The sequence below is a fragment of the Sphaerisporangium sp. NPDC051017 genome (assembly GCF_040683095.1).
GTDB lineage: Bacteria > Actinomycetota > Actinomycetes > Streptosporangiales > Streptosporangiaceae > Sphaerisporangium.
This window is the reverse complement of the sequence record NZ_JBFBCI010000012.1, coordinates 66,711-93,700: the sequence shown is the minus strand read 5'-3', so window position 1 is coordinate 93,700 and position 26,990 is coordinate 66,711. Positions and strand designations below refer to the sequence as shown.

Annotated in this window: 24 protein-coding genes; 18 read left to right on the top strand and 6 right to left on the bottom strand. The window is 71.5% G+C overall.

Annotated features, from left to right (window positions below):
- The first annotated feature begins 4 nt into the window (after positions 1–4).
- Positions 5–1,474 carry a hypothetical protein gene (locus AB0M95_RS13435; RefSeq protein WP_363763157.1) on the top strand — a complete coding sequence of 490 codons (1,470 nt, stop codon included), beginning with the start codon at positions 5–7 and terminating at the stop codon, positions 1,472–1,474.
- Here AB0M95_RS13435 and AB0M95_RS13430 read toward each other — a convergent pair.
- Both AB0M95_RS13430 and AB0M95_RS13425 read right to left on the bottom strand, forming a co-directional pair.
- On the bottom strand, positions 1,471–2,175 hold the full coding sequence (locus AB0M95_RS13430; protein ID WP_363763154.1) for a response regulator transcription factor: 705 nt from the start codon (positions 2,173–2,175) through the stop codon (positions 1,471–1,473). The genes AB0M95_RS13435 and AB0M95_RS13430 overlap by 4 nt on opposite strands.
- 17 nt (positions 2,176–2,192) lie before the next feature.
- Positions 2,193–3,122, bottom strand: coding sequence for an MvdC/MvdD family ATP grasp protein (locus AB0M95_RS13425; RefSeq protein ID WP_363763151.1), 930 nt, complete (start codon positions 3,120–3,122; stop codon positions 2,193–2,195).
- A gap of 211 nt (positions 3,123–3,333) precedes the next feature.
- Between AB0M95_RS13425 and AB0M95_RS13420 the strand changes: the two genes are divergently transcribed.
- From AB0M95_RS13420 to AB0M95_RS13410, 3 genes are all read left to right on the top strand, one after another.
- Complete coding sequence (locus tag AB0M95_RS13420; protein ID WP_363763148.1) at positions 3,334–3,507, top strand: putative leader peptide; 174 nt, start codon at positions 3,334–3,336, stop codon at positions 3,505–3,507.
- On the top strand, positions 3,449–4,462 hold the full coding sequence (locus AB0M95_RS13415) for an ABC transporter substrate-binding protein (RefSeq protein WP_363763145.1): 1,014 nt from the start codon (positions 3,449–3,451) through the stop codon (positions 4,460–4,462). Before AB0M95_RS13420 ends, AB0M95_RS13415 begins: the two co-directional genes overlap by 59 nt.
- 214 nt (positions 4,463–4,676) lie before the next feature.
- On the top strand, positions 4,677–5,675 hold the full coding sequence (locus AB0M95_RS13410) for an ABC transporter substrate-binding protein (RefSeq protein WP_363763142.1): 999 nt from the start codon (positions 4,677–4,679) through the stop codon (positions 5,673–5,675).
- Here the strand turns inward: AB0M95_RS13410 and AB0M95_RS13405 are convergent.
- Positions 5,663–6,484 (bottom strand): SRPBCC domain-containing protein, encoded by an 822-nt coding sequence (locus AB0M95_RS13405; protein ID WP_363763139.1) that lies wholly within the window; start codon positions 6,482–6,484, stop codon positions 5,663–5,665. The genes AB0M95_RS13410 and AB0M95_RS13405 overlap by 13 nt on opposite strands.
- A gap of 201 nt (positions 6,485–6,685) precedes the next feature.
- Positions 6,686–6,856: a hypothetical protein gene (locus tag AB0M95_RS13400; protein ID WP_363763136.1), complete on the bottom strand. Its 171-nt coding sequence runs from the start codon at positions 6,854–6,856 to the stop codon at positions 6,686–6,688.
- 251 nt (positions 6,857–7,107) lie between these two features.
- Between AB0M95_RS13400 and AB0M95_RS13395 the strand changes: the two genes are divergently transcribed.
- From AB0M95_RS13395 to ettA, 14 genes are all read left to right on the top strand, one after another.
- Positions 7,108–7,929 carry a (Fe-S)-binding protein gene (locus tag AB0M95_RS13395; protein WP_363763133.1) on the top strand — a complete coding sequence of 274 codons (822 nt, stop codon included), beginning with the start codon at positions 7,108–7,110 and terminating at the stop codon, positions 7,927–7,929.
- Positions 7,926–9,344: a lactate utilization protein B gene (locus AB0M95_RS13390; protein WP_363763130.1), complete on the top strand. Its 1,419-nt coding sequence runs from the start codon at positions 7,926–7,928 to the stop codon at positions 9,342–9,344. The genes AB0M95_RS13395 and AB0M95_RS13390 overlap by 4 nt, the downstream gene beginning before the upstream one ends.
- Complete coding sequence (locus tag AB0M95_RS13385; RefSeq protein WP_363763127.1) at positions 9,341–9,955, top strand: lactate utilization protein C; 615 nt, start codon at positions 9,341–9,343, stop codon at positions 9,953–9,955. The genes AB0M95_RS13390 and AB0M95_RS13385 overlap by 4 nt, the downstream gene beginning before the upstream one ends.
- 184 nt (positions 9,956–10,139) lie before the next feature.
- Positions 10,140–11,042, top strand: a complete 903-nt coding sequence (locus tag AB0M95_RS13380) for an ATP-binding cassette domain-containing protein (RefSeq protein ID WP_363763124.1) — start codon at positions 10,140–10,142, stop codon at positions 11,040–11,042.
- Complete coding sequence (locus tag AB0M95_RS13375) at positions 11,039–12,211, top strand: ABC transporter permease (RefSeq protein ID WP_363763122.1); 1,173 nt, start codon at positions 11,039–11,041, stop codon at positions 12,209–12,211. The genes AB0M95_RS13380 and AB0M95_RS13375 overlap by 4 nt, the downstream gene beginning before the upstream one ends.
- A 57-nt stretch (positions 12,212–12,268) precedes the next feature.
- Positions 12,269–13,378 (top strand): GNAT family N-acetyltransferase, encoded by a 1,110-nt coding sequence (locus AB0M95_RS13370; RefSeq protein ID WP_363763119.1) that lies wholly within the window; start codon positions 12,269–12,271, stop codon positions 13,376–13,378.
- A 219-nt stretch (positions 13,379–13,597) separates the two neighbouring features.
- Positions 13,598–14,527 carry a sirohydrochlorin chelatase gene (locus AB0M95_RS13365; RefSeq protein WP_363763117.1) on the top strand — a complete coding sequence of 310 codons (930 nt, stop codon included), beginning with the start codon at positions 13,598–13,600 and terminating at the stop codon, positions 14,525–14,527.
- A 33-nt stretch (positions 14,528–14,560) separates the two neighbouring features.
- A complete protein-coding gene (speB, locus tag AB0M95_RS13360; RefSeq protein ID WP_363763115.1) occupies positions 14,561–15,640 on the top strand; it encodes an agmatinase in 1,080 nt (359 codons plus the stop codon).
- Between the two features lie 55 nt (positions 15,641–15,695).
- Positions 15,696–16,931, top strand: coding sequence for a uroporphyrinogen-III C-methyltransferase (gene cobA / locus AB0M95_RS13355; RefSeq protein ID WP_363763112.1), 1,236 nt, complete (start codon positions 15,696–15,698; stop codon positions 16,929–16,931).
- Positions 16,928–19,282 carry a dynamin family protein gene (locus tag AB0M95_RS13350; protein ID WP_363763109.1) on the top strand — a complete coding sequence of 785 codons (2,355 nt, stop codon included), beginning with the start codon at positions 16,928–16,930 and terminating at the stop codon, positions 19,280–19,282. The genes cobA and AB0M95_RS13350 overlap by 4 nt, the downstream gene beginning before the upstream one ends.
- Positions 19,279–20,928, top strand: coding sequence for a GTPase (locus AB0M95_RS13345; protein WP_363763106.1), 1,650 nt, complete (start codon positions 19,279–19,281; stop codon positions 20,926–20,928). The genes AB0M95_RS13350 and AB0M95_RS13345 overlap by 4 nt, the downstream gene beginning before the upstream one ends.
- A gap of 147 nt (positions 20,929–21,075) precedes the next feature.
- Positions 21,076–21,690: a single-stranded DNA-binding protein gene (locus AB0M95_RS13340; protein WP_363763103.1), complete on the top strand. Its 615-nt coding sequence runs from the start codon at positions 21,076–21,078 to the stop codon at positions 21,688–21,690.
- Between the two features lie 456 nt (positions 21,691–22,146).
- Positions 22,147–23,409, top strand: coding sequence for a GGDEF domain-containing protein (locus AB0M95_RS13335; protein ID WP_363763100.1), 1,263 nt, complete (start codon positions 22,147–22,149; stop codon positions 23,407–23,409).
- A gap of 10 nt (positions 23,410–23,419) precedes the next feature.
- The gene (gene ettA, locus AB0M95_RS13330) at positions 23,420–25,084 is read left to right on the top strand and encodes an energy-dependent translational throttle protein EttA (protein WP_363763098.1); all 1,665 of its coding nucleotides are present in this window, start codon (positions 23,420–23,422) and stop codon (positions 25,082–25,084) included.
- Between the two features lie 313 nt (positions 25,085–25,397).
- On the opposite strand, the gene AB0M95_RS13325 is transcribed toward ettA, so the two are convergent.
- On the bottom strand, positions 25,398–25,790 hold the full coding sequence (locus AB0M95_RS13325) for a globin (protein WP_358523854.1): 393 nt from the start codon (positions 25,788–25,790) through the stop codon (positions 25,398–25,400).
- A 10-nt stretch (positions 25,791–25,800) separates the two neighbouring features.
- Positions 25,801–26,808: a mechanosensitive ion channel family protein gene (locus AB0M95_RS13320; RefSeq protein ID WP_363763095.1), complete on the bottom strand. Its 1,008-nt coding sequence runs from the start codon at positions 26,806–26,808 to the stop codon at positions 25,801–25,803.
- Positions 26,809–26,990 lie beyond the last annotated feature (182 nt).

The window sequence follows — 26,990 nt, the reverse complement described above, 5'->3', positions numbered from 1 at the left end:
CGATATGAGCCCGCTTCGCCTGTATCGCTACGCCTACGGGCGTACCGCCGCCGAGGCCGTGGCGCTTTACAACGATCTCGACCCGGCCGGAACCGCCGCGCTTCGCGAGTCACGGCTGTACGACTTCGAGCACTGGCCCCGGCGCGGTAAGCGGCCCACCGCGCGCACGGTGGCGCTGTTCGCGCAGGTCTACCAGACCAGCGCCCGGCGCCTGATCACCGATGAGGTGTACGTGTCCTACAGCCTGCGCGATCGGCAGCTTATCGACCGGAAGGATCACCGGCACCTCCTTGCACAGCGGCCTTCTCGGGTCCCCAGCCCGTCTGCCGGTCATGTCACCATGAGTCAGGAAGCGGCACGTGACGTGGTTCCTGTTCCCACGCCGCAGGACTGCGCCTCGTTGCTGCGTGCTCTCGGAGCCGAGGAGGCCGATGTGAAGCGCCGCGATCTGCTATTTGAACTGGCCCTGGCGCTCGGCGGGGCTCCCGCTCTGGTCCTGCTCCGGCACCTGTCCCCGCCTGAGAAGGACCGGCTGGCGTCAGCGGTCCGAGCCTCTACCCGGGTGGACGTCTCGACCGTAGAAGTGATCGAAAAGCTCACCACACGATGCCGTCGCCTGGACGACGACTTCGGCCCGGAAACCGTGCTCCCCATCGTCGACGGGCAGCGTCGGCTCGTCGCCGACCTGCTGAGCCGCACAGCCTTGCTCCCTGGCCTGCGTGACCGGCTCACCTACGCCTACGCCGAACTCAGCCAATTCGCGGGCTGGCTCCACCACGACCTGATGGATCACGCGGGAGCACGTCTGCGCTATCAGGAAGGACTCACTGCCGCTCACGAGATCGGCGATCCGACCATGATCGCTTACCTTCACACCTGTCTCAGCTACGTGGCTGTTTTCCGAGGGCAGGTGGGGGAAGCACTTGATCATGTCTTCGCCGCCCAAGGTTGGGCGCGGCGCAGCCCGAGCAATCTGATGCGCTCAGTCCATGCGATGGAACTCGCCCGAGTGCTGGCTCGCCGAGGTGAGACGGGCGATAGCGAACGAGCGCTTGCCCATGCGGCCGGTCTGGTCGAGCGGCCGAGAACCGAGGGCGACCCTGCGTACCTGTACTGGTGGACGATCGGTCAAGTGCAGGCCAGTACTGCGGATTGCCGGCTCTACTGGGGTCGGCCTGATGACGCGATCAGTTCCGTCGTCCGCACATTGAGCGCGCCGACGACCTTCAACCTCGCGCGAGGGCATGCCCTGATCCACTACGCCGAGGCGCTCACCCGGAAACGTGAGGTTCCCGGCGCCGTCGACAAGATCCGTGGCGCGGCGCAGGTCACCGCTAGGCATAGTTCTGGTCGGCTCGCCGACTCTGTACGGCAGGCTCGTGCCCGCCTCCAGCCGTGGGCGGGCAACAAGCACGTCCGCGCCCTCGATGAGGAACTCCGTTCTCTGGGCATCACTACGCCGGGGTGTTCCTAGCGGACGACGCCGGACTCCCAGGCCCAGGCGGCGGTCTCGACGCGGTTGCGGGCGCCCAGTTTCGCCTGAATGCTGCTGAGGTGCGTCTTCACCGTGGACAGGGAGACGAACAGCTCGGCCGCGATCTCCTGGTTCGTCCGCCCGCGCGCGACCAGCCGGACGACGTCGAACTCCCGCTCGGTCAGCGGCTCGCGGGGCGGCCTGCCCCGGACGGCCGCCGGGCGGGCGAGGTGCTGGAGCAGCCGGACGGTCACCGAGGGCGAGACGAGTGCGTCCCCGTTGGCGGCGGCGCGGACGGCCTCGATCAGCAGCGTCGGTCCGATGTCCTTGAGCAGGAAGCCGCAGGCGCCGGCGCGCAGCGCGCCGTACACGTACTCGTCCAGGTCGAAGGTCGTGACGATCACCACGCGCATCGGGTCGGGCACGCCCGGGCCGGCGAGGATCTTCGTGACCTCCAGGCCGTCGAGCCGGGGCATCCGGATGTCCAGCAGGCACACGTCCGGCCGCAGCCGCCGAGCCTGCTCCACCGCCGCGACCCCGTCGGCGACCGCCGCGACGACCTCGATGTCCGGCTGCGCGTCGAGGATCATCTGGAAACCGGTACGCACCAGCTCCTGGTCGTCCGCGACGAGTACCCTCACGCGCCCGATTCTGCCAGCCCGCGGAGGGGGCCATAGCCGGAAATATCGGACCCGGGCCATCCGGAAGCTCCGGATAACTAGCCGCGCCCCGAATAGCCCGGCCAGGGAAGCCGCCCTTCCGGGGTGTCGGCCAGCAGCAGGTCGCACAGGGCGTCGGTGATGGGCATGCCGGTGATCTCCTCGATCAGCAGGAAGCCGCCGCCGGGGTTGACCTCCAGGAACACGTACCGGTCCTCGGGCGTCAGCGTCAGGTCGATCGTCCCGAACGACAGGCCGAGGTGCGCCATGACGCCGAGGCAGCGTCTCCGCACGTCGTCGGGCAGGTCGTGCGGGCGCAGCCGCCGCGAGCTCCTGGGGGAGTGGATCTCGGCGGCGAACACCCGCGCGCCGCTGACGATGACCCGCAGCGCGAGCCTGCGCAGCACCCGCTCCTGTGCGACCAGCGGGAACGGGCCCGTGCCCGCGGGGTCGGTGAGCGTCCCGGGCTCCTCCGCGGGGGCCGGGTCGCCGATGGCCCACGGGTGGTCGAGCACCCGCGTGACGATCTGCCCGTGGTGGGCGAGGTAGAAGTCCAGCAGTTCCTCGTGGTCGGTGCTGATCAGCGTGGACGGCAGCGCGAACCCCGCCCGTCCCGCGACCGACAACTGGTACAGCTTGCGCCGGGCGCGGTGGATCACCGGGCGCGAGGCGGGGACGGTGGCGCAGACCAGCGTGTCCCACACGTCGGAGGCGAACCCGTCCTGCTGCTGGACGGGGCCCTCCACGGGTGGCTCGGAGCGGCGGAACCAGACCGAGGCGAGCCGGTCCAGGTCCAGGCGCCGCTCGGCGGTGAGCAGCACGCGCCGCGCGGCCCCCGAGGGGTCGAGCGTGATGGAGAGCCGGGCGGCCTCGGGAAACCGGCCGGGCTCCAGGACGAGCGCGTCGGCTCCGCGCTCGGTGAGAGCGCGGGCCACGTGCCGGGCCTGGGTGTCGCCATCCTCGGTGAGGATGAGCACGGTGCCGCTCATGCGCCGATCTCCCCTCGTGTACGCCGTGTGGGCCGCCTCGCCGGTAGGCCGCCGGGCGTCGTTCGCTGGACGTCGCTCACCCTGACGCGGCGGACTTGACCGCGGCTTGTCGAGACGTGGGCCGGACTTGCGGTTGGCTTGGATGAGGTATTTCAGGCAAAACCAGTAGGGATAGTTGCAAAGTCGAGAGCACGGGATTACCGTTGGAGACGTGAACCGCGCCGCCCACCTGACCAGCCGTCGGCACGTCGATCTCTGCCGGATCACCGGTTCTCTCTGTCACGCCGAGACGCCCACCGGCCGACCGACGACGACAGGAGAAGAAGATGCAGGAGCTGTGGTACACCCGCTGCCCCGAGCCCACGGCGACCCGGATCGCCGCTGACCTCGGCTGGCTCGACGACGAGTTCACCCCCGAAGGCATCGCCGTGCGCGCCTTCAGGGAGACCCCCGGCCTGGACGGCCACCTGGGCCGGCCCCTGAGGACGCTGTTCCACGAGAGCGGCAACGTCCCCGCCCTGTGGGCCCGCTCGCGCGGCGCCTCCACCCGGCTCATCGGCCTCACCTGGGCCGAGACCCGCCAGGTGATCGTCACCCGCCCGCACGTCACCATCCGCGAACCGGAGGACCTGCGTGGACGGCGCCTCGGACTGCCGCTGCGGCGGGACGTCCCCGTCGACGTCCGGCGCGCCACCGCCCTGCGCGGCCTGCGCAACGCGCTGTGGGCCGGAGGCCTCACGCTCAACGACGCCCACCTCATCGACCTGCCCACGACGCCCGCCGACGCCGCGTGGGCCCCCGAGCTGGAGGCCCTGGCGCGCGGCGAGGTCGACGCGGTCTACGTCCGGGGCCCGGCCGGCGTGCGCGCCGCCGAAACCCGCGGCCTGCCCGTCGCCGTCGACCTCGGTGCCCACCCCGACAGGCGGGTCCGCGTCAATGACGGGACGCTCAAGCTCATCACCGTTGACCAGCTGCTCCTGGACGTGCGGCCCGACATCGTCGCGCGGTTCCTGCGCGTGGTGCTGGACGCCGCCGACTGGGCCACCGCCTACCCGGAACAGGCGATGCTCCTCCAGGGCGAGAACCACCCGCCCGCGAGCCCGGTGGACGTGACCGATCTGACGGACCTGTTCGCAGGCCCGTCCGGCTTCAGGTCCGCCCTGCCGGGGCTCAAGATCGCCCTGTCGGCCGAGCGGCTCGGCATGCTCGCCGAGCAGGAACGCTTCCTGCGCGCCCACGGCTTCCTCGAATCCGCCGTGGACGTGCACGCCTGGGCCGACGGCACGGCGCTCGCGAACGCCCGCGCCGGCCGCCGTACATACCAGGAACAGACCGTATGAACCGCACCACGCACGCGGGACCGGCCGTCCCGCGTCCACGAGCCGGTACGGCGACGAGCGGGGCGCGCTCAGAGGATGGCTCGCCGTACCTCGGGGCACCGGAGGGGGAGGACGTTTCGGGGTTGGCCGCCCTCCCTCCCGGTGCCCCGCCCGCCCGGCTTACCGTGGAGCGGGCCCCCGCCCACCCGTCCCTCGCCTCCCCATGGAGGCGGCCGTGACCATCCGCATCGGCGTGCACAACGGCAACCCGTCGCTGTTCTTCCTGGCACGCCTGGAACACGTGCTCGACACCTTCGACGAGCCGCTGGAGCTGTACTTCTACGGCGACGGCACCCGCACGGCGCGCCTGCTGGCCGAAGGGACGATCGACATCGGCGGAACCGGCTCCACCCCGCCGCTGACCGCCCAGGCCGACGGCCTGCCCCTCGTGTACGTCGCCGCCTCCGCCCCGCGCCCCGGCCACGGCGCCCTCGTCACGGCCGCCCCCGGCCCGGACGGCGGGATCGGCGCCGTCGCGGACCTGCGGGGGAAGGCCGTGGCGTTCGCCGAGGGGTCGTGGCACACCCACTTCCTCGCCGAGCTGCTCGACGGCGCGGGCCTGGCGTACCAGGACATCGAACCGCGCGCCCCGGGCCCGAAGACCGCCGAGCTGGTGCGGAAGGGGGAGATCGCCGCGTGGGTGGCGCAGGGGGCCGACCTGGTCAAGGCCGAGGCATCACCGGACCTGGCGGTCCTCGTCGGCACGACCGGAGTGGTGCCGGACCGCTCGGTGTTCTTCACCCGGCCCGACTTCGCCGCGACCCGCCCTCGCGCGGTCGCCGCCCTGGTCGGCGCGCTGCGGCGGGCCGACGAATGGGCGAGGGACAACCCGCGCGAGGCGGCCCACCTGGCCGAGGAGGCCGTGGGCGGCTCCGTGGACGCCTGGGAGGTCGCCCTGGGCCGGCTTCCCTGGCGGCTGGAACCGGTCACGTCCCGGTTCCTCGACGAGCAGCAGGAGGCCGCCGACCTGCTGTACGCCCAGAAGCTGCTGCGGCGTCCCATCGACGTCTGCGAGGCGGCGGACCCGGACCTCGCGCCCGTGGTCACCGAGGCCCTCGCTGTGCCCGCGCCGCGCGGGGAGGCGCCCACCACCAGGCGCCGCGCCCGGGCCGGATCCACCCGGAACCGGCCCGCCAGGGGCGTGGCGGTAGCGCACCGCTCTCAGCCGGCCTGAGCCCCGTCCGCCTTGCCGGTCTCGCCCCCGGGAAGGGGGCTGCCGGTCTCCAGCAGGGTCTTGAGGCTGGCGAAGATGGGCGGCCAGCCGCCGCTGACGCCTTCCAGGATGGCGCTGCCGGGCTCGAAGCCGTCGTGGACGACGACCAGCTTCACCACCTCGCCCTGCGGTTCGATGTCGAAGGTCACCTTCGAGCGGGGCTCCGCGGCCCACTTCTCGTAGAGCTCCTGCTCGACATCGTGGGCCTTGGCGAACTCGGGCGTGAAGGTGTGCCAGGTGTAGGAGAGGCGCCGGTAGGGGTCCGCCTCCAGCACGACCTGCTCGGGGTCGGCCATCGTCACCCCGGACACGGTCCAGGTCATCGGCGAGCCCGTCTTCCAGTCACTCTCGAAGACGACGCCCCAGTACTGGCTGGTGAACGCGGGGTCGGTCAGCGCACGCCAGAGGCGTTCCGGCGTGGTGTTGATGTAGGTCGTGTAGACGAACTCGGGCTTGCTCATCGGCTCCTGCTCCAATGCTCTCTTCAGGTCGGCGAGCGCGTGCACGCGGCGACGGTCGTACTGGCCGATCCACCGCTCGGCCACGGCGTTGATCGGCGCGGCGTTGAGGTAGTGCAGCTTCTCCCGGCCCCGCCACACGGTGGTCACCAGCGTGGCCGCCTCCAGCACCGCCAGGTGCTTGCTGACCGACTGCCTGCTCATCTCCAGCCCCGCGCACAACTCGCGCAGGGTCTGCCCGTTCCGCGCGTTCAAACTGTCCAGTAACCGCCGCCGACTACCGTCGGCCAACGCCTTGAACACCTCGTCCATCGCCCGCCACCTCGGTCATGCAACTATTTGGTTGCCTGTCCACCATAGGCAGCCGCGCGGTTGCATGTCAAAGCACACGAGGGAACGCCCCGGCCGGCGAGGCGGCGGGGGAGAAGGGCGCTCAGATGGTGAGAGGGGCCTTCAGCTTGTCCTGCGGGGCGGTGAGCAGGGTGATCAGGCCGCCCTCCGGGTCGGTGGGATCTAGTCCAGTCGCGGCCCCCAGCCGGCCGTGAGCCGCGTGATGCGGTCCATGTCCACGGCCTTTCGGCTGGGACGGGTGGCGGTTTCCGTGGCGGGGTCACGTCGGGCGCGCACGGCCGGCATGCCGAGCGCGGCGGCCCGGGACCTGAGCCGGTCGCGGGGGGATTCCATATCACTTTCCCTTCGTGATGTCAGGGGCCGGCGCGGGCATAGGCTCGGTGCCCTGATCCCATGTGGGGGCGTCGCATGGATCCTATGTGTGATCGAGTGAACACGGACCGGAGTTGTGCGATCCGATGGGGAGGACGTGTGGGGTGGGGTACACGGTCGCATATGGATCGACATGACCGTGACAAGGTCGCGCCGGGCGGTGTGAACCGGCCCGGGTCGTGGGAATCGCGGGAATCGAGGAAGGGGTGCCGATGCGGGTCGCCCTGTTCATCACGTGCGTGAACGACACGCTGTTCCCCGGCACGGGGAAGGCGGTGGTGACGCTGCTGCGGCGTCTCGGCTGCGCGGTGGAGTTCCCCGAGGGGCAGACGTGCTGCGGGCAGATGCACGTGAACACCGGCTACCGCGACGAGGGCGTGCGGCTCGCGCGCAACTTCCTGGACGTCTTCGCGGGGTACGACGCCGTGGTGACGCCGTCGGGGTCGTGCGCGGCCATGGTCCGGGAGCAGTACCCGAAGCTCGCGGACGGCATGGGCGCGACGCGGCCGGGGGCCTTCGCGAGCGTCCACGGCGGGCGCTCGGGGTTCGCGCGGGCCGTGGCGGAGGTGACGCCGCGGGTGTACGACCTGTCGGAGTTCCTGGTGGACGTTCTCGGCGTCACCGACGTAGGCGCATATTTCCCGCACCGGGTGACATATCACCCCACCTGCCACTCCCTGCGCGGCCTACGCGTCGGCGACCGCCCCACCCGCCTCCTCCAGAACGTGCGCGGCCTGGAGCTCGTCCCCCTCCCCGGCGCCGACGAGTGCTGCGGCTTCGGCGGCACGTTCGCCGTCAAGAACGCGGCCGTCTCCGCCGCGATGTGCGCCGACAAGGTCGCCAACATCGAGTCCACCGGCGCCGAGGTGCTGTGCGCCGCCGACAACTCCTGCCTGATGCACATCGGCGGCACGCTGAGCCGCCAGCGCACGGGCGTCCGGGTGATGCACCTGGCCGAGATCCTCGCCGCGACGGAACGCGAGGTGGGCGGCGTCGGCCGCGAGGTTCCTGTCGTGGACGGAGGGCCGCGATGAGCGCCGGGCCGGGCACCTTCCTCGGAATGCCCGCGTTCCCGAAGAACGCCGAGGAGGCCCTGGAGGATTCCCAGCTCCGCTTCAACCTCCGCAAGGCCACGCACACCATCCGCGGCCGGCGCCAGGCCGTCGTGGACGAGCTGCCCGACTGGGCGGCGCTGCGCGCGGCGGGCAAGGCGATCAAGGACGAGACGCTGCGCAACCTCGACCGCTACCTGGTCCAGGCGGAGGAGGCCGTCACCCGGGCGGGCGGCCACGTCCACTGGGCCGCGGACGCCGCCGAGGCCAACAGGATCGTCGCCGGCCTGATCAGGGCCACCGGCGAGACCGAGGTCGTGAAGGTCAAGTCGATGGCCACCCAGGAGATCGGCCTCAACGAGGCGCTCGAACGCGAGGGCGTCACCGCCAACGAGACCGACCTCGCCGAGCTGATCGTGCAGCTCGGCGACGACTGGCCGTCGCACATCCTGGTGCCCGCGATCCACAGGAACCGCTCCGAGATCCGCGAGATCTTCCTGGAGCACATGGGCGAGTGGGGCCGCCCCGCCCCCGGCGACCTCACCGACGACCCGAAGGCTCTGGCCGAGGCCGCCCGCCTGCACCTGCGCGAGCGCTTCCTGTCCGCCAAGGTCGGCGTCTCGGGCGCGAACTTCCTGATCGCCGAGACCGGCACGCTGGTCGTGCTGGAGTCCGAGGGCAACGGCCGCATGTGCCTGACCATGCCCCGGACGCTGATCAGCGTGGTCGGCATCGAGAAGGTCCTGCCGACGTGGCGCGACCTGGAGGTGTTCCTGCAGCTCCTGCCGAGGAGCTCCACGGGCGAGCGGATGAACCCCTACACCTCGATGTGGACGGGCGCGACCGAGGGCCAGGAGTTCCACCTCGTGCTGCTGGACAACGGCCGCACCCAGGTGCTGGCCGACGAGATCGGCCGCCAGGCGCTGCGCTGCATCCGCTGCTCGGCGTGCCTCAACGTCTGCCCGGTGTACGAGCGGGTCGGCGGGCACGCGTACGGATCGGTCTATCCGGGGCCGATCGGGGCGATCCTCACCCCGCAACTGCGGGGGACGGCCTCGGAGCCGGACGCCTCGCTGCCGTACGCCTCCAGCCTCTGCGGCGCGTGCTACGACGTGTGCCCGGTGGCGATCGACATCCCGGAGGTGCTCGTCCACCTGCGCGCCAGGACCCCGCACGCCCCGGCCGAGCGGGCGGGGCTGAAGGCGGCGGGCTGGGTGCTGGAGCGGCCGTCCCGCCTGCGGCGTGCGCAGCGCCTGGCCTCGCGGCTGCGCGGCCTCGTGCCCCGGCGCCGGCTGCCCGGTCCGGGCGCCGCCTGGACCGACACCCGTGACGTCCCCGCCGTCCCGGAGGAATCCTTCCGCGACTGGTGGGACCGCACCGAAGGAGGGGCGAAGTGAGCTCCCGCGAGCGCGTCCTGGCGCGCGTCCGCGCGGCCGTGGCCGGGGCGCCGCGGGTCGAGATCCCGCGCGACTACCGGACGACGGGCCCCGAGTCCGGGCGCGTCGAGCGGTTCGCCGACCGGGTGCGCGACTACAAGGCGGTCGTGCACGTCGTCCCCGCCGCCGAGGTGGCCACGACGGTTGCGGACGCGCTGTCCCGGCGCGGCGCGCGCCGGATCGTCGTCCCGGACGGGCTGCCCGAGGGGTGGCTGAGCGCCGCGGCGCCGCTGGAGCGCCTCGCGGACGACCCTCCGCTGACCGCCGCCCTCCTGGACGCGGCGGACGGCGTGGTCACCGGCTGCGCGGTCGCCGTCGCCGAGACCGGGACGATCGTCCTGGACGCCGGCCCGGGTCAGGGCCGCAGGGCGCTCACCCTGGTCCCGGACTACCACCTGTGCGTGGTCCCGGACGAGCGGATCGTCCCCTCCGTCCCCGAGGCGGTGGCCCGCCTGGACCCGGGCCGTCCCCTCACCTGGATCAGCGGACCCTCGGCGACCAGCGACATCGAGCTGAACCGCGTCGAGGGCGTCCATGGCCCCCGCACGCTGGAAGTGATCATCGCCGTCTAGCGTCCCCTCGTCCGGGACCCCGGTACGGGCATCGTTCGCCGTGCCGGGGTTGCGTTGTGTTCACCGCCGTTCGTTTTGTCCGCTCGCTCTGTCTGGAAGGTCAGTAACGTACAGGGCAACCCCGGCGAAACGGCGCCCCGAGCCGCGTCACGCTGCCGGAGAAGACCACGAAAGGGAGCCCCCCATGCTCGAGGTGGACGGCCTCAGAAAACGGTACGGCGACACGGTGGCCCTCGACGGCGTCAGCCTGACGGTGCGCCCCGGCGAGATGTTCGGCTTCGTCGGCGCGAACGGCGCGGGGAAGACGACGACGATGCGCATCGTCATGGGCGTGCTGAGCAGCGACGGCGGCCAGGTGCGCTGGAACGGCGCCCAGGCCGGCCACGAGATCCGGCGCAGGTTCGGCTACATGCCCGAGGAGCGTGGGCTGTACGCGAAGATGCGCGTCGGCGAGCAGATCGAGTACTTCGGCAAGCTCGGCGGCATGCCCCCGCAGGCCGCCAAGCGGTCGGCGGACGAGCTGATCGAGCGGCTGAGCCTGACCGAGCGGCGCGGCGACGACGTCGACAGCCTGTCGCTGGGCAACCAGCAGCGCGTGCAGCTCGCCGTGGCGCTCATCCACGACCCCGAGCTGCTGGTCCTGGACGAGCCGTTCTCCGGCCTGGACCCGATCGCGGTGGACGCGCTGGCGGGCGTCCTCACCGAGCGCAAGGCCGCGGGGGTGCCGGTCGTCTTCTCCAGCCATCAACTCGACCTGGTCGAGCGCCTGTGCGACTCGGTCGGCATCATCAAGGCCGGGCGCATGATCGCCGGAGGCACGGTCGAGGAATTGCGGGCACGGGAGTCCCGCAAGCGCCTGCGCATCGTCGTCACCGGCGCGGCGCCCGGCTGGGCCGGCGGGTTGCCCGGCGAGATCGTGTCCAGGACCGAACGCACGCCGGAGGACGGCGCGCGGTACGACGAGGTGATCCTCATGCCCGCCGACGACCAGGAGGCGCTGCGCGTCGCCGCCCAGGCCGGCCACGTCCAGCACTTCGCCTGGCAGGAGCCCTCACTGGCCGAGATCTTCCGCGAGGTGGTCGCGTGAACGCCGTGACGCTCGTCGCCCGCCGCGAGATCGCCGTGCGGGGCCGGACGAAGGGCTTCCGCATCGGGCTGCTCGTGACGGCGGTCCTCGTGGTCGTCCTCGCCGCCCTCCCCAAGCTGATCGGCGGCGGCTCCGACTACGACGTGGGCCTGGCGGGACGGCAGGCCGACCGGCTCCAGGCCGCGCTCGCCGGGCAGGCCGCGCAGGCCACCGACGTCACCGTCAAGGTCACGCGGTACGCCGACGAGGCCGCGGCGCGCAAGGGCGTCGAGGACGGGGACGTCGAGGCGGCCGTCGTGGACAACACCACGGTCATCTCCAAGACCGTGGTCGGCGACAGCCTGGCCGTGCTGCTCGACACCGCCCACCGCGTGGTCGCCACCGAGGCGAACCTCACGGCGGCGGGCCTGGACCCGGCCAAGGTCGGGCAGGCCCAGCAGGTGGCGCCGATGAAGACCGTGTCGCTCAACGGCACCGGCGAGGACGCGACGATCCGGCGCGTGCTCGCCATGGTCATCGTCGTCATCCTGTTCATGCTGCTGATCCAGGTCTGCACCTGGGTGGCCATGGGCGTGGTGGAGGAGAAGGGCAGCAGGATCGTCGAGATCCTCCTCACCGCCGTGCGCCCATGGCAGCTTCTGGCGGGCAAGGTCATCGGCCTGGGCGTGCTCGGGCTGTCCCAGGTCATCGTGATCGCGGCGGTCGGCCTGGTGGCGGCGCAGGTCACCGGCGCGGTGCCGGAGCTGCCCGAGGGCACGTACGGCGTGGTCGCGGGCGCCGTCGTCTGGTTCCTGCTGGGCTACGTCTTCTACGCGGCGATGTTCGCGGCCATCGCCTCGCTGGTGTCCCGGCAGGAGGAGCTCAGCGGCGTGCTGACCCCCGCGACGATGCTGCTGATGGCGAGCTACCTGGTCGGGTTCGTCGCGGCGGGCGCTCCCGACAGCACGCTGACGCAGGTGCTGTCGATCGTCCCGCCGTTCTCCGCGATGGTCATGCCGGTACGCTCGGCCGTCTTGGACGTGCCTCTCTGGGAGACGGGCCTGGCCGCGGGGCTGATGATCGTCGCGGCGGTCGCCGTGCTGCTGCTCGGCGGGCGCATCTACCAGCGGGCGGTGCTGCGTACGGGAGCCCGGGTGAAGTGGCGCGAGGCGCTGTCCTCGGCGTCCTGAGTTGCGCACCATCCCCCTTGTGCGGTGAGCTGATATGTCCGCACAGGGGGGATGGAATTGACCGGCATTGACCAGCACCTGACGATCGCCACCAAACGGCTGCTCCTCCGGCCCTTCGGCCCGCACGACGCCGACAGGGTGCGGAAGATCGTCGAGTCGGGCGCGCGGTTCCTCCCGCCGGGCGTCCCCGGCCACGCCTCGGGCGTGTCCCAGTGGCTCTCGTACGGCGTGCACGAGCTGTGGCGCTCCGGCCAGGGCGTCCACCTCGCGATGGTCGCCGACGGCGTCGTCGTCGGTGCCATCAGCCTCTTCAAGACCGTGTGGGCCGCGGGGTCCACCGAGGTCGGGTACGGCGTCCACCCCGCCCACCGCGGCAGGGGGTACGCCCCCGAAGCCCTCGCCGGGCTCACCGAGTGGGCGCTCACCAAGGGCGGCCTGCGCCGGGTCGAACTGCGCGCCAACCTGGACAACACCTCTTCGCTGCGCGTCGCCGAGAAGGCCGGGTACACCCGCGAGGGGCTGCTGCGCGGCGGCGGCCACGAGGACGATGGGCCGCACGACCTGGTCGTCTTCGGCATGCTGTCGCGCGATCTCGCCCTCGGGCCCCCGACGATGAACGGCCGCGGCTTCGGCACCGGCGTGCGCCTGGAGAGCGAGCGCCTCCTGCTGCGCCCCTTCACCGGCTCCGACGCCCGCGACGTCTTCTCCGCCGTGGACGGCGACCCCGAGATCAACCGCTGGATGCCCTGGGCCGAGGGGTACGACCTCCAGCGCGCGTATGACTGGTGCACCAGGTACGCCCACACGGACTCGGTGGGGGGCGTCCACTTCGCCATCGAGCCGAGGGCCGGGGGACGGCTGGCGGGCTCGGCCGGAGTGCAGCGGGCCGACTGGGAACGCGGGGACGTCGAGATCGGCTACTGGATCTCGCCCTGGGCGCGCCGTCAGGGCGTCGCCCTGGAGGCGACCCGCGCGCTGACCACCTTCGTCATGATGCGCGGGTTCCACCGGGTCACGCTGCTCATCGCCGTGGGCAACCACGCGAGCCAGGGGGTGGCCAGGAAGGCGGGCTTCAGCGAGGAGGGAGTCCTGCGGAGCGCCCTGCACGTCTCCAGCGGCCTCTCCGACGCCGTCCTGTTCAGCCTGCTCAAGGGCGAACCGGTCTAGCGGGGAGCGCCCGGCCAAAGCGGCGCTCTAACGCGGCGTGGCCGGAGGGGGCGCGATAGGCACAGATCTCGTCGTGCCACGCGCCCTCCGCAAGATCACGATGAACCATCGGTCTTGACTTGGCCAAATAGGGTGCAAAGTCATGTCCATGGATTGGCAGATTCGTATATCCTCGCGACCCGGCCAACATAACCGCAGGTCAACGTATCGGAGATCCATATGAAGCCGTCGCTCTTGCTCATCGGGCACGGCGCCCACGACGACACGGGCGCGGCCGAGTTCGGCCGTTTCGTCCACCGCCTGCGGTGTCGCCTCGATGGGGTCGCCGCCGACGTGTCCGGCGGGTTCGCCGCCAGGGGACGCCCTTCGCTAGGCGACTCGGTCGCCTCCCTCGTGGCCCGCGGCCACCACCGCATGGTAGCCCTCCCGCTCACGCTGGGCGACGACGCCGACATCACCGCCGCGCTCGCGCGGGCGCGGGTCGCCCACCCGACCCTCGTCTACGACTACGGCCAGTCGCTCGCCGCGTCCCCGGGGGTGCTGGCGCTGATGGCCGAGCGGCTCGCCGACGCGCTCGCCGAGATGCCCCGCCTCGCCGCCGTCTCCCCGGCCGACGACCACGAGGCCCACCGCGAGCCGGTGTCCCCGGCCGAGACCGCCGTGGTGCTGGTGGGGCACGGTTCCGGCGACGCCGCCGCCAACGCCGACGTCCACCGCGTGTCGCGGCTGTTCTGGGAGACCCACGCGCCCGACCTGCTGACCGTCGAGACCGCCTACGTGTCCGACGCGCCGCCGAGCGTCGCCCAGGGCATCGAGCGCTGCCGCCGCCTCGGCGCCAAGCGCGTCGTCGTGCTCCCGTACCTGCTGTTCGCGGGCGCCGTCCTCGAGCGGATCTGGGCCGAGGCCCTGGCGTACGCCGCCGGGCACATCGACCTGGACGTGCGCTGCGCCGAGGTCATCGGCGATTGCGAGGGGCTCGCCGACCTGATCATCGAGAGGTACGAGCGGACGCTGACCGCGGGCGAGCCCGACGGCCTGGATGTGGACTTCGGCGGCGCGGGGCTGGAGAGGCCGGCCGCCGTCGAGCCTCCGCAGGACCTCGAGACGCTGGAGGGCGTGCTTCGCGTTGGGGCGGGCACATTCCATTAATACGGTTAAATAGTGACATTCTGCTGCCGGAGCATGATTGGACCCCCGATGCGCTACGGCCCGATGTTCGGACCCGACATCACGTTCCTCGGCGTGGAGCGCTGCGACCTAGGTGACCCGGCGAGCTACGCGGGCGCGGACGTCGTCATCCTCGGGGCGCCGTTCGACGGCGGCACGAGCAACCGGCCCGGAGCGCGGTTCGGCCCGATGGCCCTGCGGCAGGCCTGCTACCTTCCCCACGACGGATCCAGGCCGAGCCTCGCCCTGCGCGTGGACCCGCTGCGCGACCTGAAGGTCCTCGACGCCGGCGACGTCGAATGCTACTCCGGCGACATCGAGACCTCGATCGCGAACATCGAGGAGGCCGTCCACACGATCGCCGCGTCCGGCGCCATGCCCCTCGTCCTCGGCGGCGACCACACCATCGCCCTTCCCGACGCCCGCGGCGTGGCCCGCCACCACGGCTTCGGGCGCGTCTCGATGATCCACTTCGACGCGCACACCGACACCGGGAACATCGAGTTCGGCCACCTGTACGGGCACGGCCAGCCCATGCGCCGCCTCATCGAGTCGGAGGCGATCCGCGGCGACAGGTTCCTGCAGATCGGACTGCGCGGCTACTGGCCCGGCCCCGAGACCCTGACGTGGATGGCCGAGCGGGACATGCGGTCATACGAGATGACCGAGATCGTGGAACGCGGCCTCACCGAATGCCTCACCGAGGCGTTCGCCATCGCCACCGACGACTGCGATGGCGTGTTCCTCTCCGTCGACATCGACGTCTGCGACCCCGGCCACGCGCCCGGCACCGGCACCCCCGAACCCGGCGGCCTGTCCGCCCGGCAGCTCCTCGACGCGGTCCGGCGCATCTGCTACGAACTGCCCGTCGTCGGCATGGAGGTCGTCGAGGTCGCCCCGCCGTACGACCACGCCGAGATCACCGCCTATCTGGGCAACCGCGTCATCCTGGAGGCGCTGTCCGCCCTCGCCCGCAGGCGCGAGGTGGAGGCGGGAGGCGAGCCCTGGGATCCCCGCAGGCCGCTCCTGGAAGGCAGGCGCGCGGCGGGGGACGAACGCGGCCGGGCTGTGCCTCCGGTGGCGGACGGACTGTAGGTTTACTCCACGCACAACGGTTTTGCCACTTCCCGGGAAAGGGAACACGGTCCCAATGTCGTCGCCCTACCTGCTCGGACTCCGCCTCGACGGCAGGCGCGTGCTCGTCGTCGGGGGCGGGCGCGTGGCCCAGCGCAGGGTGCCCGCCCTGCTCGACGCGGGCGCCTCGATCACCCTGGTGTCCCCGAGCGTGACCCCGGCCCTGGACGATCTGATCGCCGACGGTGCGATCACCTGGGAGCGCCGCCGCTACCAGGTCGGCGACTGCGACGGCGCGTGGCTCGTCCAGGCCTGCACGTCCGACCGCGCCGCCAACGCCGCCATCGCCGCCGAGGCCGAGGCCAAGCGCATCTGGTGCGTGCGCGCCGACGACCGCGACGCCTCCGCCGCCTGGACCCCGGCGAGCGGCCGCGTCGACGAGATCAGCGTCGCCGTCACCGCCGGGGGAGACCCGCGCCGCGCGGCCGGCATCCGGGACGCCGTGGTGGACGCCCTGCGTGACGGCACGGTCGACGCCCGGCGCAACCGCACCAAGCCCGTCGGCGTCGCGCTGGTCGGCGGCGGCCCCGGCGACCCGGCGCTGATCACCGTCCGCGGGCGTCAGCTGCTCGCCCAGGCCGACGTCGTCGTCGCCGACCGCCTCGCGCCCCGCGCCCTGCTGGACGAGCTCGCGCCGGACGTCGAGCTGATCGACGCCGCCAAGATCCCCTACGGCCGCTACCTCGCGCAGGAGAAGATCAACGAGCTGCTCGTCGAGCACGCCAAGCTCGGCAAGTTCGTCGTCCGGCTCAAGGGGGGCGACCCGTTCGTCTTCGGCCGCGGCGGCGAAGAGATGCTGGCCTGCGCGCGGGCCGGAATCCCCGTCGTGGTGGTCCCCGGCGTGACGAGCGCGGTCGCGGTGCCCGCCGCCGAGGGCGTGCCCGTCACCCACCGCGGAGTCAGCCAGGAGTTCCACGTCATCTCCGTTCACGTGGCACCCGATGATCCGAAATCAACTGTTGACTGGCCGGGACTGGCGAGATCACCGGGAACCCTGGTACTTCTGATGGCTGTCGAGAGAATTGCCGCGATCGCTCACACACTGATACGAGAAGGACGTTCGCCGGAAACACCCGTGATGGTGGTACAGGACGGTACTCTTCCGACCCAGCGAGCTCTTTATGCCGATCTCTCCACGGTGGCGGAGCGCGTGATCGCCGCTGGGACGCGGCCTCCGGCGATCGTGGTCGTCGGTGACGTCGTCAGGGTCGGCCAGGAGATCAAGATGGTGCGAGCGGAGCGGGTTCCGTGAAGTCGGCGGCGAAGAAGACGGAGTACGCCGATGAGCACACCGAGTGGTCGGGTGGCATGGTGACCGAGGGGAAGGACGTCCCCGAGGCCCTGGAGGAACAGACCATCACGTTCCAGGCCATCGGCGTGGACGACGACCTTGCCCCCGAGGGCGCGCCGGCCGGGAACGGGAAGGTCCCCGCGGCCGAGGGTGCCGCGGACGAAGCCGCCCCGACCGCGGACCCGACCGCGGACGGAGCCGGCGAAACCGCCCAGGCCGCCGAGGACACGGACCGCGCGGAGGAGCCCCCGCACGCCGTGGAGAGCGCGGACGATTCCGAGCCGAGCGCCGCGGCGGTGGAGCAGGCCGGCGCGGACGGCACCGACGGTGCGGACGTAGCGAATAGTGCGGACAAATCGGATATAGCGGAGGAATCGGATATCGCGGAGGTGTCCGCCGCCTCGGAAGTGCTGAATGCGTCAGAAGTCCTGGACGCCCCCGAGGTGCCGGAGGACCCGGAGCGAACGGCGTCGGCCGAGGACGCCCCGGAGGCCGCGGCGGAAACCGCGCACGAGCCGACTGCGCACGAGCCGACCGGGCAATCTGAGCTGACCGAGTGGTCCGAGCCGACCGAGTGGTCCGAGCCGATCGGCCTGGCCGAGGTGTCCGGGCCCGTCCGCGAGGTCCCGCTGCCCAAGCCCGTCTCCCGCGCCCTGACCGCCGCGCTCTCCAACCTGAAGAACAGCGTCACCGGCCTCCGGCTCGGTCTCGACGTGCCCGGGGTCGAGGACGCGCGCAAGGCGCAGGCCGAGATCCTCGCCCAGCTCGAGAACTACGTGATCCCGCGCGTCCACATGAGCACGGCGCCCGCCCTGGTCGTCGTCGTGGGCTCCACGGGCGCCGGCAAGTCCACGCTGGTCAACACGCTGGCCGCCGCCAAGCTGAGCGTCACGGGAGTGCGCCGCCCCACCACCGGCACCCCCGTGCTGGCCTGCCACCCCGACGACCGTGAGTGGTTCGCCAAGGGCGAGGTGCTCGGCGGCATGATCCGCGTCGACCGGCCGGGTACGGACGGCACGCTCGAGAGCCTCGTCCTCTCCACCAGCGAGCGGCTGCCCCCGGGCGTGGCCCTGCTGGACACCCCGGACATCGACTCGGTGGTCGAGGCCCACCACGAGGTCGCCCACCGCATGCTCGACGCCGCCGACCTGTGGATCTTCGTCACCACGGCCGCGCGGTACGCCGACGCCCCGTCCTGGGGCGTCTTACGGCGGGCCAAGGAACGCGGCGCCCGCCTCGCCATCGTCCTGTCGCGCGTGCCCGTGAAGTCCCGGGACGTGATCGACAAGCACTTCGCCCGCATGCTGCAGGAATACGGCCTCGGCGACGTCGAGCGGTTCGTGGTCAACGAGTCGGTGGTCACCGCCGGCCGCCTGCCGGAGGAGGAGGTCGCCGAGCTGCGCATGTGGCTGACCGAGCTCTCGGTGGACGATCAGCGCCGCGAGCAGGCCATCCAGGCCACCCTCGACGGCGTGATGTCCAGCTTCCGGGCCCGTGTCCCGGCCCTCGCGCGGCACCTGGAGGCCCAGGTCGCGTTCCGCGCGGAGCTGCGCACGGACGTCGACGCCGCGTACATGGCCGCGCTCGCCGAGATCGACGAGGTCACCACCAACGGGTCGCTGCTGCGCGGTGAGGTCCTCGCCCGCTGGCAGGACTTCGCGGGCTCCGGAGACCTGATGCGCACCCTGCACCTGCGCCGCCCCGGCCGCCTGACCACCAAGGCGTCCCAGCAGGCCCCCGCGCGGTCGCGCGCCTTCAAGCAGGCGCTGCGCGCGGCGCTGGAGTCCGTCATCGTCTCGGCCGGGCAGCGCGCGGCCGAGGAGGTCGTCAACCGGTGGCGGCAGCGTGACGGCGCCGGCGGCCGCCTTGCCGCCTCCCCCGGGCTCGGCGGCCCGTCGGAGGAGTTCGTCCGCCGGGTCGGCCGCACGGTCGGCGCCTGGCAGGAGCACGTGGTGGGGCTCGTCCGGTCGGGCGGTGTGGCCAAGCGGTCGGTGGCCAAGCTCGTCTCCTTCGACGTGGAGTCCCTGGCGCTCGTCTTCATGATCGGCCTGCTCGGCTACGGAAGCTCGGAGGTCGCGGAGACCTCGGGCACCGGCACGCTTCCCGATCGGCTGCTGCGCGGCGTGCTCGGGGCCGACTCGCTGCGCACCATCGGCACCAAGGCGCGCAGCGACCTGCGGGCCCGCATCAGCCTCCTGTTCGACGAGGAGACCCTGCGATACGTGCAGGTGCTCGACGAGGCGGGAATCCCGGACGAAGCCGCCGCCAAGCGGCTCTACCAGGCAACGTACAACCTCGAGGTCGCCCGATGACGGTCAGCGGCGGACGTGCCGGGACGATGGAGACGAGAAGTGATCTGGGGCAGCGCATGGCGGCCCTGGCGAAGGTCGTGGAGCTCGGCCCCGGCCGGGTCGACCCCGCGCTGATCGCCGAGGCCGGACGGCTGCTGCTGCGCGCCGGCGACCGTCTCAAGCTGTCCGGCGAGCACACGGTGGTCGCGCTCGCGGGCGGCACCGGCAGCGGCAAGTCGTCCCTGTTCAACCGCGTCTCGGGGCTGGAGCTGTCCCCGACCGGGGTCCGCAGGCCGACCACCGCCCGGCCGCACGCCTGCGTGTGGGGCATCGACGGCGCCGGGCCGCTGCTCGACTGGCTGCAGATCCAGTGGCGCCACCGCTTCGCCCGCGCCAGCGCCCTGGACAGGGGCGAGAGCCAGCTCCACGGGCTGATCCTGCTCGACCTGCCCGACCACGACTCGATCCGCGCGATCACCGACCACGAGGCCGACCGGCTGATCCAGATCGCGGACGTCATCGTGTGGGTGCTCGACCCGCAGAAGTACGCCGACGCGGCCACCCACGGCAAGTACGTCGCCGAGCTCGCCGGGCACGAGGCGGTCACGGTGTTCGCGCTGAACCAGGCCGACCGGCTGGCCCCCGAGGAACTGGCCGAGTGCGTCGTGGACCTGTCCGACCTGCTCAAACGGGAAGGCGTGCAGCATCCGCGCATCGTCCCGACCTCGGCGGCGACCGGCCGGGGGGTCAACAGCCTGAAGAGCGTGCTGGCCGAGTCCGTCGCCGGTCGCCGGGCCGCCGTGCAGCGCCTGGAGGCCGACCTCGACCGCCTCATGGGCCGGCTGACCAAGGTCATGCCCAAGGCCCAGACCATGGCGGTGCAGCCCACCGTCGACCTCGCCCGCCAGGAGGGCCTGACCGACGCGCTCAGCGACGCGGTCGGCGTCCCGGCGGTCGGAGAGGCCATGGAGAACGTCTACGGGGTGCGGTCGCTCGACTGGGTCGGCTGGCCGTTCGCCCGCTGGGCGTCCCGCCTGCGTCCCGACCCCCTCGCCAGCCTGCGCATCGGCAACCTCCGCGACGAGATCAAGGCCGTGACGGCGGCCAAGGTCAGCGCCCAGCCCGCCGAGGTCGAGAACGCCGTGCAGGCGCTGGCCGACGGGCTGACGTCCGGAATGCCCGAGGCGTGGCGCAACGGCGTGCGCGACGCCGCGCGCTCGCAGGTGAAGAGGCTTCCCGAGGTTCTGTCCGGCGAACTGTCCGAGACCGCCCCGCGCCTCGACCGCGTGCCTGGGTGGTGGCGGCTGCTGAAGGTCTGGCAGTACCTGCTGGTGGCGCTGTTCGCCGCCGGGCTGGCCTGGGCCGGCGCCATCGTCGTGTACGGCGTGCTCAAGCTGGGGAAGGCCCCCGCCGAGCTCCTCGGGGACGTCTCGGTGCTGCCCTGGCTCGGGGTGATGGTGGTCAGTGTGCTCGGACTCGGCCTGCTGTCGGCCATCGCGAGCCGCAACTTCGTCGTGCTCGGCGCGGGCAAGGAGCGGGACCGTCTCGAACGCGACATGCGGCGGCGGATCTCGGTCGTCTCCAAGGACATGGTGGTCAAGCCGGTGGAGCAGGAACTCCAGCGGTATAACGAGTTCTTCGCCGCGCTCGCCGCGGCCCGGCGCTGACGGTCACTTCCCCGCGTGATCTGCCGCCGCGCGGCCGGTTGTGCCGCGCGGCCGGTTATCCACAGGCGGCCGCGCGGCGTGGCGAATCATCCACAGAACGTGGTTCGGCGACCATGGAGGGTGACGGGCCGCGTCAAGCTGACTCCCATGTCGGTGGAGACGGTCCGCCGGCCCGCCATGGGAGGCACGATGAACGACATCTACATCACGCTGAGCGGGAACGTCGTCGCCGAGCCCCGGCAGTTCGCCGGTGAGAACGGCCTCCGCGTGACGTCACTGCGGCTCGCCTGCGCGCCGCGCCTCTACGACAAGTCCAGCCAGTCCTGGTACGACGGCGAGACCAGCTACTACACCGTCCGCTGCTACCGGGTGCTGGCCGAGAACGTCGCCCGGTGCGTCAGGCCCGGGCAGCCCATCGTCGTGCACGGCAAGCTGCGCGTCCGCTCCTACGAGCGCGACGGCCGGCGAGGGTCGGCGGCCGAGGTCGAGGCCGTCTCCGTCGGCCATGACCTGCGCCGGGGCGTGACCACCTTCGAGAAACCCCAGCGGACGGCCGCCGGGGCCGGCACACCGGTCATGGCGATGGCCGGGGCGGTCACGGCTGCCGCCAACGAGGGCGGGGACGTTCAGGTGGCGCCTCCCGCCGGTTTCGCTCGCCAGGCGTTGGCCGCGGAAGCGGTCGAGAAGACCGAGACGATGGAGACAACAGAGACCACCGAGACCATTGAGACCGCCGAGATCGCCGAGCGTCTGGCCGCCTGAGTTCCGGCGGCTCCGTTTCTGGACGGTTCCTTGCCGGGGCGGCGCCGCTCCTCCTCGCCAGGGCTGGTCGGTCGCGTCTCGGGTGGCGCGTCTGGGCGCGCCTGACGCGTCCGACGGGGCGGATTCGAGGATCGCGCGCCGGGCGAGGGGCTGCCGTGGGTCATGGGTGGGTGTGTCTGGTCAGGTCCAGATGACGCCTCGCACCATGGCTGCTCCTTTCCCGCAGGGGAGCCGCTCGTCGCGGAGCGGTCGGATCGTGGCCTGGGCCTCCAACCGGGGGAGGCGTGGCCGCAGTGCTCCAACGTAGCGGTTCTCATCGCGCCCCGCACACTCTGCGACTATTGTGTTACACATCGTGAGACGTACAGTCGAGACATCGAACCCGTCCGGACGGATGTGAGCTTGGGGGATGTGATGACGGCGCTCGGTCATTCCTCGGACGAGCCACGGGTCGGCGTGCAATCACTGGCCGATCGCTGGCCGTTGCTGGCTCAGCCCACCATGCTGGTCCTCTACGTCTGCGCCACCGTGGGCCTCGCCGTGGGCGCGGCGGGCTACCTCGCCCTGTCGACCGAGTTCCGCTGGGCGGAGTTCCTGACCTTCCTGGCCCTGGTGGCCTGCGGGGCGGTCTGCATCGAGGCGACCCGCAGGCTCGGCATGCCGGCCGGCGTGTCCCGTGACCTGCTCTCCGCGTGGTGGCTCCCCGTCGCGCTGCTGCTGCCCCCGGTGTACGCGCTGCTGGCGCCCCTGCCGCTGCAGTTCCTGCTGCAGATCCGGGTACGGGCCACGGTGCTCTACCGGCGGGTGTTCAGCGCGGCGGCGATCGGCCTCGCCGCCGGCGTCGCGTCCATGGTCTTTCACGCCTTCGTGCGCGCCCCGGCGGGGCCCTCGCTCGGCACGGGCGGGCCGATCGCCCTGGCCGTGGCCTGCGCGGCGCTGTTCACCGTCCTCAACACCGCCCTGATCGCCGTCGCCCTGCAGATCTCCGATCCCGACTCCCGATGGCGCGACGTCCTGTGGGATCGCGAGCGCGTGATCCTCGACGTCGTCGAGCTCTGCCTCGGCGTCCTGGTCGCCATCGCCTGCGGGGTCAGCCCGCTGCTGCTGCTTCTCACGCTCCCGCCGGTGGTGCTCCTGCAACGCAGCCTGCTGCACGCCCAGCTCAAGGCCGCCGCCCGCACCGACGCCAAGACCGGCCTGCTCAACGCGACGGCCTGGCAGCGGGAGGCCGACACCGAGATCGTCCGCGCCCGGCGCACCGGCGAGACGCTCGCGCTCCTGATCGTCGACATCGACCACTTCAAACGGGTCAACGACACCTACGGCCACCTGGTCGGCGACCAGGTGCTCGCGGGTGTCGCCACGGCCCTGCGCAGCCAGCTCCGCGAATACGACGTCGTCGGCCGGTTCGGCGGCGAGGAGTTCGTGGTCCTGCTGCCGGGGGCGGACGTCGCCGAGGCCCGCCGGGTGGCCGAGCGCCTGCGCTCCCGCGTCGGCAGGATGGCCATTCCGGTCGACGACGCGATGATCACCGTCACGGTGTCGGCGGGCGTGGCCATCATGAGCGTCCACGGCGACGACCTGATCGAGCTGCTGGCCGCGGCCGATCTCGCTCTCTACCGGGCCAAGGAGCTCGGCCGCGACCGCATCTGCCTGCCGGTCGCCCCGGTCCCGCCCCCTCGTGCGCGAGCGGACAACTCCGACGGCGGAATCCCCTAGTCTTAGAGGCATGCCCGAGTACATCTACACGATGCAGCGCGTGCGCAAGGCGCACGGCGACAAGGTTGTCCTTGACGACGTCACGCTGCATTTCCTGCCCGGAGCCAAGATTGGTGTACTGGGCCCCAACGGCACCGGTAAGTCCACGCTTCTGAAGATGATGGCCGGCCTCGAGCAGCCGTCGAACGGTGATGCCCGGCTGATGCCCGGGTTCACGGTCGGCATGCTCCAGCAGGAGCCTCCGCTCAACGAGTCCAAGACCGTCCTTGGCAACGTCCAGGAGGGCGTGGCCGAGACGCTGGCCATGCGGGCCCGCTTCGAAGAGATCGCCGAGCTCATGGCGACCGACTACAGCGACGAGCTGCTGGACGAGATGGGCAAACTGCAGGAGGCCCTCGACCACCGCAACGGGTGGGACGTCGACAGCCAGCTCGAACAGGCGATGGACGCGTTGCGCTGCCCGCCGCCCGACGCCGAGGTGACCAAGCTGTCGGGTGGTGAGCGCCGCCGCGTCGCGTTGTGCAAGCTGCTGCTGGAGCAGCCCGACCTGCTGCTGCTCGACGAGCCCACCAACCACCTCGACGCCGAGAGCGTCCAGTGGCTGGAGCAGCACCTGGAGAAGTACCCCGGCACCGTCCTGGCCGTCACCCACGACCGCTACTTCCTCGACAACGTGGCGACGTGGATCCTCGAGCTCGACCGCGGTCGCTGCTACCCCTACGAGGGCAACTACTCCACCTACCTGGAGCAGAAGGCGGCCCGCCTGAAGGTCGAGGGCCAGAAGGACGCCAAGCGCAGGAGGCGCCTGGAGGAAGAGCTCGAGTGGGTGCGCTCCAACGCGCGGGCCCGCCAGACCAAGAGCCGGGCGCGTCTCCAGCGCTACGAAGAGATGGCGGCCGAGGCCGACAAGCACCGCAAGCTCGATTTCGAAGAGATCCAGATTCCGCCGGGCCCGCGCCTCGGCACCACCGTCATCAGGGCGGCCGGCCTCACGAAGGGCTTCGACGACCGCCTGCTGATGGAGGGTCTGACCTTCGACCTGCCCCGCAACGGCATCGTCGGCGTCATCGGTCCCAACGGCGTGGGCAAGACCACACTGTTCCGCATGATCATGAGCGCCGAGATGCCCGACACCGGCGACATCACGATCGGCGAGACCGTCAAGATCTCCTACGTCGACCAGGGCCGCGGCAACATCGACCCGAAGAAGAACGTCTGGCAGGTCGTCTCCGACGAGCTCGACCACATCAAGGTCGGCCACGTCGAGATGCCCTCGCGCGCCTACATCGCGGCGTTCGGCTTCAAGGGCCCCGACCAGCAGAAGCCGGCGGGCATCCTGTCCGGCGGCGAGCGCAACCGCCTCAACCTCGCGCTCACGCTCAAGCAGGGCGGCAACGTCCTGCTGCTGGACGAGCCCACCAACGACCTCGACACCGAGACGCTGGGTAGCCTGGAGAACGCCCTGCTGGACTTCCCGGGCTGTGCGGTGATCACCTCGCACGACCGGTGGTTCCTCGACCGCATCGCGACGCACATCCTCGCGTGGGAGGGCGGCTCGAACTGGTTCTGGTTCGAGGGCAACTTCGCCGACTACGAGAAGAACAAGATCGACCGCCTGGGCGCCGAGGCGGCGCGCCCCCACCGGGTGACGTACCGCAAGCTCACCCGCGACTGAGTTCGCCGCCTAAAGTGCGCCCCGAACCCTTCGTGTCGGAGGCGCGGCCATAGGCACAGCTGGCAGGCGGGGTCCGGACGACCAGGACCCCGCCATCGTCGTATCAAGAGCGCCATCCGCCCGTCCCCGAACGTCCACGTGGATGGGCGCGGCTGCGAACGTAGATCTCGTGGACGACGGCGTCGCGCCACCACGGGGAGCTTCTCACCCTGCCTGCCGCTGCCCCTGCGCCCCGGGCCGTGCGTGGAGCGGTCCGGCGTCTGGCCCGAGGGCGGGGGACGGTGCTTCGGCCGGGGAGGGCCGGCCGACGGGGTCAGTGGGCGTTGACGAGGCTCTGCGCGGCGTACTCCAGGTAGTTCCAGAGCTTGGCCTCCAGCTCGCCGGGGAGCTCCAGGGACTCGACGGCCTCGCGCATGTGGCGCAGCCAGGCGTCGCGTTCCGCCTCGCCGATCACGAACGGCGCGTGCCGCATGCGCAGCCGGGGATGCCCGCGGCGCTCGCCGTACGTGCTCGGGCCGCCCCAGTACTGGATGAGGAACAGGCGCAGGCGCTCCTCGGCCCCGTCGAGGTCCTCTTCGGGGTACAGCGGGCGCAGGAGCGGGTCGTCGGCGACGCCTTGGTAGAAGCGGTGCACGAGGCGCTCGAAGGCCTCTGAGCCGCCCACGGCGTCGTAGAAGGACATGGATTCCGGAGGAGTAGCGGACACGCGAACCAGCCTACTCAGACGCGGCGAGGGGAATGCCGGCCCGGTCCAGCGCCATCTTGACCCGCATGCGGACCTCGCGGGCGACCTCGGCCTGTTGCGACGGCACCGTCTTCACGCTGATCCTGAAGATCATCGCCTTGTCGGAGATCTGCTCCAGCCCGAACACCTGGGGCTCCTCGACGATCGCGATGTCGCGAAGGTCCGGGTCGTTCCAGATCTCCTCGGTGAGGCCCTTGAGGACATCCCGGATGCCGGCGATGTCCGCCTCGTAGGCCACCGGCACGTCGACCACGGCCCGCGACCACCCCTGTGACTCGTTGCCGACGCGGGTGATCGTGCCGTTGCGGACGTACCAGACCCGGCCGTCGACGTCGCGCAGGCGGGTGATGCGCAGCGTCACGGCCTCGACGGTGCCGATCGCCATCCCGGTGTCGATCAGGTCGCCCACACCGTACTGGTCCTCCACCAGCATGAACATGCCGGCGATGAAGTCCTTCACCAGTTCCTGGGCGCCGAAGCCCACCGCGACGCCGAGGATGCCGACGCTGGTCAGGATGGGCGCCAGGTCGAGCCCGAACCGGCTGAGCACCATGAGCCCGGCGGTGCCGAAGACGACGGCGGTGATCAGACTGTTGAGGACGGACCCGAGCGTCTCGGCGCGCTGGCGGCGGCGCTCGGTGATCACGGCCGTTGCGCCGTCCACGGGCGTGGCGCGGAATCGCAGGCGTTCTGGCATGACGCCGTCGGCGGCCCGGCGGATCACGCGGTCGACCACTCGGTGGAGCAGCCCTCGGATGACCAGGGCGACCACCAGGATGAGGACGATGCTGATGATCCAGGCCACAGGGGACGCCCAGTCGGCGGGTAGCACGTTGAGCAGGATGCCACACAGGACGTTGTCCTTGCTGGTGCCGCCGCACATGTTCATGGCCAGTTGTGCGGCGTCGTCGAGGCCGGGGAGTCCCGGATCGGGCGAGGTCGAGGGAGACGGCGCCGGACTGGGGCCAAGCAGGAACACGCGGTTGCTCCCCTTCGGATCGGGCCGGTCGGCGAAGACGATGTCGGTCCTTGACCTAGAGAAAACGGTACTTGACCGAAGCGACTCCGCCGACCGGCCCGGCCGTCGTCACACCGCGCCGGGGAAGACGGGAGTGCCCGGCCCGGGGCCGCGGAGGGCGGGCCCGGACACCCCGGTGACGT

What these genes read in the sequence shown, in the direction of transcription:
- AB0M95_RS13435 (WP_363763157.1), top strand. Translation starts at nt 5, where the DNA reads ATGAGCCCGCTTCGCCTGTATCGCTACGCCTACGGGCGTACCGCCGCC.
- AB0M95_RS13430 (WP_363763154.1), bottom strand. Translation starts at nt 2,175, where the DNA reads ATGGCCCGGGTCCGATATTTCCGGCTATGGCCCCCTCCGCGGGCTGGC.
- AB0M95_RS13425 (WP_363763151.1), bottom strand. Translation starts at nt 3,122, where the DNA reads ATGAGCGGCACCGTGCTCATCCTCACCGAGGATGGCGACACCCAGGCC.
- AB0M95_RS13415 (WP_363763145.1), top strand. Translation starts at nt 3,449, where the DNA reads ATGCAGGAGCTGTGGTACACCCGCTGCCCCGAGCCCACGGCGACCCGG.
- AB0M95_RS13405 (WP_363763139.1), bottom strand. Translation starts at nt 6,484, where the DNA reads ATGGACGAGGTGTTCAAGGCGTTGGCCGACGGTAGTCGGCGGCGGTTA.
- AB0M95_RS13400 (WP_363763136.1), bottom strand. Translation starts at nt 6,856, where the DNA reads ATGGAATCCCCCCGCGACCGGCTCAGGTCCCGGGCCGCCGCGCTCGGC.
- AB0M95_RS13395 (WP_363763133.1), top strand. Translation starts at nt 7,108, where the DNA reads ATGCGGGTCGCCCTGTTCATCACGTGCGTGAACGACACGCTGTTCCCC.
- AB0M95_RS13390 (WP_363763130.1), top strand. Translation starts at nt 7,926, where the DNA reads ATGAGCGCCGGGCCGGGCACCTTCCTCGGAATGCCCGCGTTCCCGAAG.
- AB0M95_RS13380 (WP_363763124.1), top strand. Translation starts at nt 10,140, where the DNA reads ATGCTCGAGGTGGACGGCCTCAGAAAACGGTACGGCGACACGGTGGCC.
- AB0M95_RS13365 (WP_363763117.1), top strand. Translation starts at nt 13,598, where the DNA reads ATGAAGCCGTCGCTCTTGCTCATCGGGCACGGCGCCCACGACGACACG.
- speB (WP_363763115.1), top strand. Translation starts at nt 14,561, where the DNA reads ATGATTGGACCCCCGATGCGCTACGGCCCGATGTTCGGACCCGACATC.
- cobA (WP_363763112.1), top strand. Translation starts at nt 15,696, where the DNA reads ATGTCGTCGCCCTACCTGCTCGGACTCCGCCTCGACGGCAGGCGCGTG.
- AB0M95_RS13345 (WP_363763106.1), top strand. Translation starts at nt 19,279, where the DNA reads ATGACGGTCAGCGGCGGACGTGCCGGGACGATGGAGACGAGAAGTGAT.
- AB0M95_RS13340 (WP_363763103.1), top strand. Translation starts at nt 21,076, where the DNA reads ATGTCGGTGGAGACGGTCCGCCGGCCCGCCATGGGAGGCACGATGAAC.
- ettA (WP_363763098.1), top strand. Translation starts at nt 23,420, where the DNA reads ATGCCCGAGTACATCTACACGATGCAGCGCGTGCGCAAGGCGCACGGC.